Source organism: Pseudomonas sp. A-1, assembly GCF_004801855.1.
GTDB lineage: Bacteria > Pseudomonadota > Gammaproteobacteria > Pseudomonadales > Pseudomonadaceae > Geopseudomonas.
Map to the genome: position 1 here is coordinate 1 of NZ_SSTC01000131.1, position 7725 is coordinate 7725.

Below are 7725 nucleotides of genomic sequence, written 5' to 3' on the forward strand. Positions count from 1 at the left end.
TTCGGCCCGGTGGTCGGCGTGACCACCTTCAAGGACGAGGCCGAGGCGCTGGCGATCGCCAACGACACCGAGTTCGGTCTGGGCGCCGGGGTGTGGACCCGCGACATCAACCGTGCCTACCGCATGGGTCGCGGCATCAAGGCCGGCCGCGTGTGGACCAACTGCTACCACCTGTACCCGGCGCACGCCGCCTTCGGTGGCTACAAGAAGTCCGGCGTGGGCCGCGAGACCCACAAGATGATGCTCGACCACTACCAGCAGACCAAGAACCTGCTGGTCAGCTACGACATCAAGCCGCTGGGCTTCTTCTGATCTGCCATAAATGAATCCATCCACATGACGCCGCTCCTGTCTCGGCAGGGGCGGCGGGGAAAGGGGCCTTGCGCATGTCCACACAACAATCCCACATCGTTTCCCACGCCCAGGGCGTGGAAACCGAAAGCGTCGATGCCGACTACTTCGCCAACCGCCAGCTCAAGCAGGGCGCGGCCGGCTGGGTGCTGCTGATCGGCCTCGGCGTCGCCTACGTGATCTCCGGCGACTACGCCGGCTGGAACTTCGGCCTGGCCCAGGGCGGCTGGGGCGGCATGTTCGTCGCCACCCTGCTGATGGCCACCATGTACCTGTGCAAGTGCTTCTCGCTGGCCGAGCTGTCGTCGATGATCCCCACCGCCGGCGGCGGCTACGGCTTCACCCGCACCGCCTTCGGCCCCTGGGGCGGCTTCCTCACCGGCACGGCGATCCTCATCGAGTACGCCATCGCCCCGGCGGCCATCGCCTGCTTCATCGGCGCCTACTGCCAGTCGCTGTTCGGCGTCGGCGGCTGGCTGGTCTACCTGGCCTTCTATGTGGTATTCATCGGCATCCATGTGCTCGGTGCCGGCGAGGCGCTCAAGCTGATGTTCGCCATCACCGCGGTGGCCGCCATCGCCCTTGGCGTGTTCATCGTCGGCATGCTGCCGCACTTCGACGCAGCCAACCTGTTCGACATCCCGGTCAGCGAGGCCGCCGGCGCCAGCGCCTTCCTGCCGTTCGGCTACGTCGGCATCTGGGCGGCGATTCCCTACGCCATGTGGTTCTTCCTTGCCGTCGAGGGCGTGCCGCTGGCCGCCGAGGAAACCAAGAATCCCAAGCGCGACCTGCCGCGCGGGCTGATCGGCGCCATGCTGGTGCTGCTGACCTTCGCCGGGCTGATCCTGCTGGTCGGCCCGGGCGCCGCTGGTGCCAAGGCGCTGATGGGCTCCGGCAACCCGCTGGTGGAGGCGCTGGAGGCGGCCTACCAGGGTTCGACCTGGATGAGCCAGTTCGTCAACCTGGTCGGCCTGGCCGGCCTGATCGCCAGCTTCTTCTCGATCATCTACGCCTATTCGCGGCAGATCTTCGCCCTGTCGCGCGCCGGCTACCTGCCGCGCGGGCTGTCGGTGACCAACCGCAACAAGGCGCCGGTGGCCGCGCTGGTGGTGCCGGGGATCATCGGCTTCGGCCTGTCGCTGACCGGCCAGGGCGACCTGCTGATCCTGGTGGCGGTGTTCGGCGCGACCCTGTCCTACGTGCTGATGATGGCCGCGCACATCACCCTGCGCCTGCGTCGTCCGGAGATGCCGCGCCCGTACCGCACGCCCGGCGGCATCGTTACCTCCTCGGTGGCCCTGCTGCTGGCGGCGGTGGCGCTGGTCGCCGGTTTCCTGGTCGACCCGCGGGTGGTGATCGGCGCCGCGGCGATCTATGCCCTGTTCATCGCCTACTTCGCCCTGTACAGCCGCCACCACCTGGTGTCCGGCACGCCCGAGGAAGAATTCGCGGCGATCCAGGCCGCCGAGAAGGCCCTGCGCTAACGCTTGAAGGATACGGCGGCCGCCACCCGGCGGTCGCCGCGAGGAGAACCAACAGATGGCTCAATTCGTCCACACCGTCGGCGGCCAGACCTGGCGCTTCGACAGCCTGCGCGAGCTGATGGCCAAGGCCACCCCGGCGCGCTCCGGCGACTACCTGGCCGGCGTCGCCGCGAGCAGCGCCGCCGAGCGGGTGGCGGCGCAGATGGCGCTGGCCGAGGTGCCGCTCAAGCACTTCCTGATCGAAGCGCTGATCCCCTACGAGACCGACGAGGTCACCCGTCTGATCATCGACAGCCACGACGCCGCGGCCTTCGCCCCGGTCAGTCACCTGACCGTCGGTGGCCTGCGTGACTGGCTGCTCGGCGAGGCGGCTGACGAGACCAGTCTGCGCTCCCTGGCGCCGGGGCTGACTCCGGAGATGGCCGCCGCGGTGTCGAAGATCATGCGCGTGCAGGACCTGATCCTGGTGGCGCAGAAGATCCGCGTGGTCACCCGCTTTCGCAACACCCTGGGCCTGCGCGGGCGGATGTCCACCCGCCTGCAGCCCAACCATCCGACCGACGATCCGGCCGGCATCGCCGCCAGCACCCTCGACGGCCTGCTCTACGGCAACGGCGACGCGATGATCGGCATCAACCCGGCCACCGACAGCATGGGCTCGATCTGCACCCTGCTGGAGATGCTCGACGCGGTGATCCAGCGCTACGAGATTCCCACCCAGTCCTGCGTGCTGACCCACGTCACCAGCTCGATCGCCGCCATCGAGCGCGGTGCGCCGCTCGACCTGGTGTTCCAGTCGATCGCCGGCACCGAGGCGGCCAACGCCAGCTTCGGCATCAACCTGAAGGTGCTGCAGGAGGGCTACGAGGCTGGCCTCAGCCTCAAGCGCGGCACCCTTGGCAGCAACCTGATGTACTTCGAGACCGGCCAGGGCAGCGCGCTGTCGGCCAACGCCCACCACGGCGTCGACCAGCAGACCTGCGAGACCCGCGCCTACGCGGTGGCGCGCCACTTCAAGCCGTTCCTGGTCAACACCGTGGTCGGCTTCATCGGCCCGGAATACCTGTACAACGGCAAGCAGATCATCCGCGCCGGCCTCGAGGACCACTTCTGCGGCAAGCTGCTCGGCGTGCCGATGGGCTGCGACATCTGCTACACCAACCATGCCGAGGCCGACCAGGACGACATGGACATGCTGCTGACCCTGCTCGGCGCGGCGGGGATCAACTTCATCATGGGCATCCCCGGCTCCGACGACGTGATGCTCAACTACCAGACCACCTCGTTCCACGACGCCCTGTACGCCCGCCAGGTGCTCGGCCTGCGCGCCGCGCCGGAGTTCGAGGAGTGGCTGGCGCGCATGGGCATCCTGCACCAGCAGGGCGGCCGCGTGCGCCTGGGCGACGAGCTGCCGCCGGCGTTTCGCCAGGCGCTGGCGCAGCTCGGTCCCTGACCGTTCCATGCCCGTAGGGGCGAATTCATTCGCCATGCCACCCGTCAAGGCGAATGAATTCGCCCCTACAGGCGGACTACCCAATACAACGGCACCCGGAGGTTTCCGATGCCCGAAAAATCCCCCGCCACCGAAAACCCCTGGCAGCAGTTACGCGGCCTGACCCCGGCGCGCATCGCCCTCGGCCGCGCCGGCACCAGCCTGCCGACTGCCGCGCAGCTCGATTTCCAGTTCGCCCACGCCCAGGCGCGCGACGCCGTGCATACCCCGCTCGACGTCGCGGCGCTGGGCGAATCCCTCGGCTCGCTCGGTCTCGACTGCCTGCACCTGCGCAGCGCCGCCAGGGACCGCGACACCTACCTGCAGCGCCCCGACCTCGGCCGCCGTCTGCACGCCGACTCCGCGCAGCTCTTGCGCGAGCACGCCGCTGCCCATGGCGGCGGCTACGATCTGGCCATCGTCATCGCCGACGGCCTGTCCGCGCTGGCAGTGCAGCGCCACAGCCTGCCATTCCTCGACCGCCTGCTCGAGCAGGTGCACGCCGAGGGCTGGACGCTGGCGCCGGTGTGCCTGGTCGAGCAGGGGCGGGTGGCGGTGGCCGACGAGGTCGGCGAGCTGCTCGGCGCGCGGATGACGGTGATCCTGATCGGCGAGCGCCCGGGGCTCAGCTCGCCGGACAGCCTCGGCCTGTACTTCACCTACGGGCCGAAGATCGGCCTCACCGATGCCTACCGCAACTGCATCTCCAACGTGCGCCTGGAGGGCCTCAGCTACGGCATGGCCGCCTTCCGCCTGCTGTACCTGATGCGCGAGGCCTGCCGCCGCCAGCTCTCCGGCGTCGATCTCAAGGACGAGGCCGAGGTGCCGAGCCTGGACGGCGGCGGCCGGGGCAACTTCCTGCTGCAAGGCGGGCGCTGAGGTTCCGGGTGCGGCGCCTTGTCGCATTCGCCGGTTTCGCCGAGCTCCGGATAATCGCGCGCCGCCAGCGCGCTGCGACTGGCCCGCCGGGCTATTCTGGAACTCATGAAACTCTCGCCGACCGACCGCATGCTGACCGCCTGGGTGCTGTACTGCAGCCTCCTGCTGGGCGTGTTCGCCTGCAGCCTGGGCCACGGGCAGATGGCCGGCCTCAAGCTCAACGGTCTCGGCGGCGCCTTCTGTTCGCTGCAGGACAATGCCGGCCCGACGCTGGACAGCGGTTTCAGCGACCCCGCGCCCGGCGACGCGCTCGGCGTCTTCGGCTGCTCCTGCTGCAGCTCCTTCGTCCTCGTCGTACTGCCCCTGCTGTTCGCCCTCGGCCAGTGGCTGCGGCCGCAGCGCCACTGGCTGCGCCCGGCGAGCCGCGACGAACGGCCCGCACCCCGTAACACCTGGCCCCCGGCCAATCCCCGCGCGCCCTGATCTCCGCGCACAGACGCCACCGTTTCCCCTGCGGACCAGCCTCGGGCGGACCAGCCTCGGGCGGACCAGCCTCGGGCTGAGCCGCGGCGGATCGTTGCGCCGTCTGTGCCGCCGCCCTGCAAGTCCTTGCCCAGCTTGACCGCCTTGCCCCGGCCGGGGAGTGCCGGCGCGCGGATGATCCGCCGCCCGCTCGCCGGGGAAGGCCACGCAAGTCCATGGAACCAGAAGAACAAGCATCAGGAGATCGCCATGCGCCATTATCCCATTCCGAGTCTGCTCGCCCTCGCCATTGCACTGGCCTCGACCGCCCATGCCGAGGAAACCCGGCCCGAGGAAGTCGAGCTGCAGCCCATCGTCATCAGCAAGGGCCGGAAGACCGACCCGACCGCGCCCACGCTGACGGAAAAGCGCGTCGAGTTCGCGCAGATTCCCGGCGGCGCCACGGTCGTCGACGCCGAGACCTACAAGAGCGGGCGCAGCAGCACCCTGCAGGACGCCCTGGGCCTGGCCCCCGGGGTGTTCGTCCAGCCGCGCTTCGGCGCCGAGGAGGCGCGCCTGTCGATCCGCGGCTCCGGCCTGCAGCGCACCTTCCATGGCCGCGGCCTACTGCTGATGCAGGACGGCGCGCCGGTCAATCTGGCCGACGGCAGCTTCGACTTCCAGACCATCGAGCCGCTGGCCACCGACCACATCGAGGTGCTGCGCGGCGCCAACGCCTGGCGCTACGGTGCGGCCAACCTCGGCGGCGCGATCAACTTCGTCGCCCCCACCGGGCAGACGGCCGCGCCGGTCGACCTGCGCGTCGAGGGTGGCAGCTTCGGCTATCGCCGGCTGTTCGGCGCCGTGGCCGAGGACTTCGGCGATGTCGACGCCTACCTGAGCGTCAACGACTACGCCCAGGACGGCTTTCGCGACCACGCCCGCCAGGACAACCGGCGCTACTTCGCCAACCTCGGCGGAAGAATCAACGAGCGCCTGGCCACCCGCTTCTACCTGACCCATGTGGAAACCGACTCCGAGCTGCCCGGCAGCCTGACCAAGGCGCAGATGCGCCGCGACCCGGAGCAGGCCGCGGCGGGCAGCCTCAGCGGCGACCAGCGTCGCGACTTCACCCTCGACCGGGTCGGCAACATCAGCACCCTGCAGCTGGGCAACGGCCATCGCCTGGAGCTGGCCAGCTACTACAGCGAGAAGTCGCTGTTCCACCCGATCTTCCAGGTGCTGGACATCGACAGCGAGGACTACGGCCTGCGCCTGAGCCACAAGTGGGCGAGCGGCGACGGCTGGCGCTGGACCGGCGGCGTCGAGGTCAGCCACGGGCGCAACCGGGACTCGCGCTACCTCAACGTCGGCGGCCACAAGGGCGCCAAGGTCAACGAGCTGCAGCAGACCGCGCGCAACCTGAACGCCTTCGCCGAGCTGGAGGTGCCGCTGGCCGAACGCTGGGCGCTGATCGGCGGGGTCGCCTGGCTGCACCAGCAGCGCGAGGTGGACGACCGCCTGGTCACCGCGCGCGACGAGTCGTTCGACGCCACCTACGTCGGCCGCCTCGGCCGCATCGGCCTGCGCCACGACCTGAGCGCGGACGTGCAGCTGTTCACCAACCTCAGCCAGAGCTACGAGCCGCCGACCTTCAGCGAGCTGACCGGCGGCCAGGTGGTGACCCGCAACGACGCGCAGCGCGCCAACACCTGGGAAGCCGGCCTGCGCTGGGCGCGCGGCGATCTCGACCTGGATCTGGCGATCTACCGCAGCGAGATCCGCGACGAACTGCTGGCGCTCAACGACGGCAACGGCCAGCCGCTGGGCACGGTCAACGCCGAGCGCACCATCCACCAGGGCATCGAGCTGGGCGGCGCCTGGACCCTCGGCCGGATCGTCCTGCGCGGCCAGTACCTGTTCAACGACTTCCGCTTCGACGACGACGCCGTCTACGGCGACAACCGCCTGGCCGGCGCTCCGCGCCAGTTCGTCAAGGGCGAGGCGCTGTGGCAGCAGGGCGGCTGGTACGCCGGGCCGACCTTCGAGTGGGTGCCGACGCACTACAACGTCGACCAGGCAGAAAGCCTGTACGCCGACAGCTACGCGATCTGGGGCCTGAAGGGCGGCTACCGGGCGGGCGAGGGCTGGGGCTTCTTCGTCGAGGGCCGCAACCTCTCCGACAAGACCTATGCCGCCACCACCGGGGTGATCGCCGACGCCCGTGGCCAGGACAGCGCGCAGTTCCTCCCCGGCGACGGCCGCAGCCTGTACGCCGGCCTGGAGTGGCGGCTGTGACCGCCGCGCAGGGGATCGGCCGCAGACTGCGGCCGAGCTGGCGCCAGCGCGTGCTGCGGCTCTTGCCGTGGCACCGGCGCCTGGCGCTGCTGGCCTGCCTCGGGGTGCTCGGCTGGGCCGCCAGTGGCGTGCTGCACCCGCTGATGAGCAACCTGCAGCCGCGGCCGGCGGCCTTCCTGCCGCCGGCAGACCTGTTGCCGCTGCAGGGGCTGCAGGCACCGGCCACGGTGCTCGGCGCGGCGGGCCTCGGCGAAGTGCAGGCCCTGCGCCTGCTGGTGCTGGATGGCGAACCCTACTATCAGGCGCGCCTGCCCGGCGTCGCCGAGCCGCGCTACTGGCACGCGCGCAGCGGGGCGCCGGCCGATCTGCTGGCCCGCCATGCCGAGCGCCTGGCGCAGCACTATCTGGGGACGACCGAGCCGCTGCGCTATGCCGGCAGCCTGAGCGGGTTCGACGGCGAGTACGCCTTCGTCAACCGCCTGCTGCCGGTGGCGCGGGTGGATACGGCGCGCGAGGACGGCCTGCGTCTGTACCTGGATCTCCACCAGGACCGCCTCGGCACCCTGGTGGACGAGCGCAAGGCCTGGTTCGGCCGGCTGTTCCAGGCCGTGCACAGCTTCCGCTGGCTGGACGGCGCCGGCCTGCTGCGCCCGCTGCTGATGAGCCTGCTGCTGGCGGCGCTGCTGGCCACGGCGGCGCTGGGCGTCGCGCTGTTCCTCGCCCGCCCGCGGCAGTCCCGCGCGCCGTGGCGGCGGCGGG

General features: G+C 70.3%; 6 protein-coding genes and 1 pseudogene. All 7 read left to right on the plus strand.

Annotated elements, in window-relative coordinates:
* On the plus strand, positions 1-312 hold a 312-nt coding region (locus E5198_RS19465), incomplete at its 5' end, for an aldehyde dehydrogenase family protein (protein WP_136491589.1).
* Positions 313-386: 74 nt separating this feature from the next.
* Positions 387-1835, plus strand: a complete 1449-nt coding sequence (gene eat / locus E5198_RS19470; protein ID WP_136491590.1) for an ethanolamine permease — start codon at positions 387-389, stop codon at positions 1833-1835.
* Positions 1836-1890: 55 nt separating this feature from the next.
* Positions 1891-3288, plus strand: a complete 1398-nt coding sequence (locus E5198_RS19475; protein WP_136491591.1) for an ethanolamine ammonia-lyase subunit EutB — start codon at positions 1891-1893, stop codon at positions 3286-3288.
* Positions 3289-3396: 108 nt separating this feature from the next.
* A complete protein-coding gene (eutC, locus tag E5198_RS19480) occupies positions 3397-4206 on the plus strand; it encodes an ethanolamine ammonia-lyase subunit EutC (protein ID WP_136491592.1) in 810 nt (269 codons plus the stop codon).
* Positions 4207-4311: 105 nt separating this feature from the next.
* Positions 4312-4689 carry a DUF2946 family protein gene (locus E5198_RS19485; protein WP_136491593.1) on the plus strand — a complete coding sequence of 126 codons (378 nt, stop codon included), beginning with the start codon at positions 4312-4314 and terminating at the stop codon, positions 4687-4689.
* Positions 4690-4938: 249 nt separating this feature from the next.
* Entirely contained in the window at positions 4939-6966 is a 2028-nt protein-coding gene (locus tag E5198_RS19490; RefSeq protein WP_136491594.1) for a TonB-dependent receptor, read from the plus strand.
* Positions 6967-7016: 50 nt separating this feature from the next.
* Positions 7017-7725 (plus strand): annotated as a pseudogene (locus tag E5198_RS19495) (hypothetical protein); the annotation flags it as partial.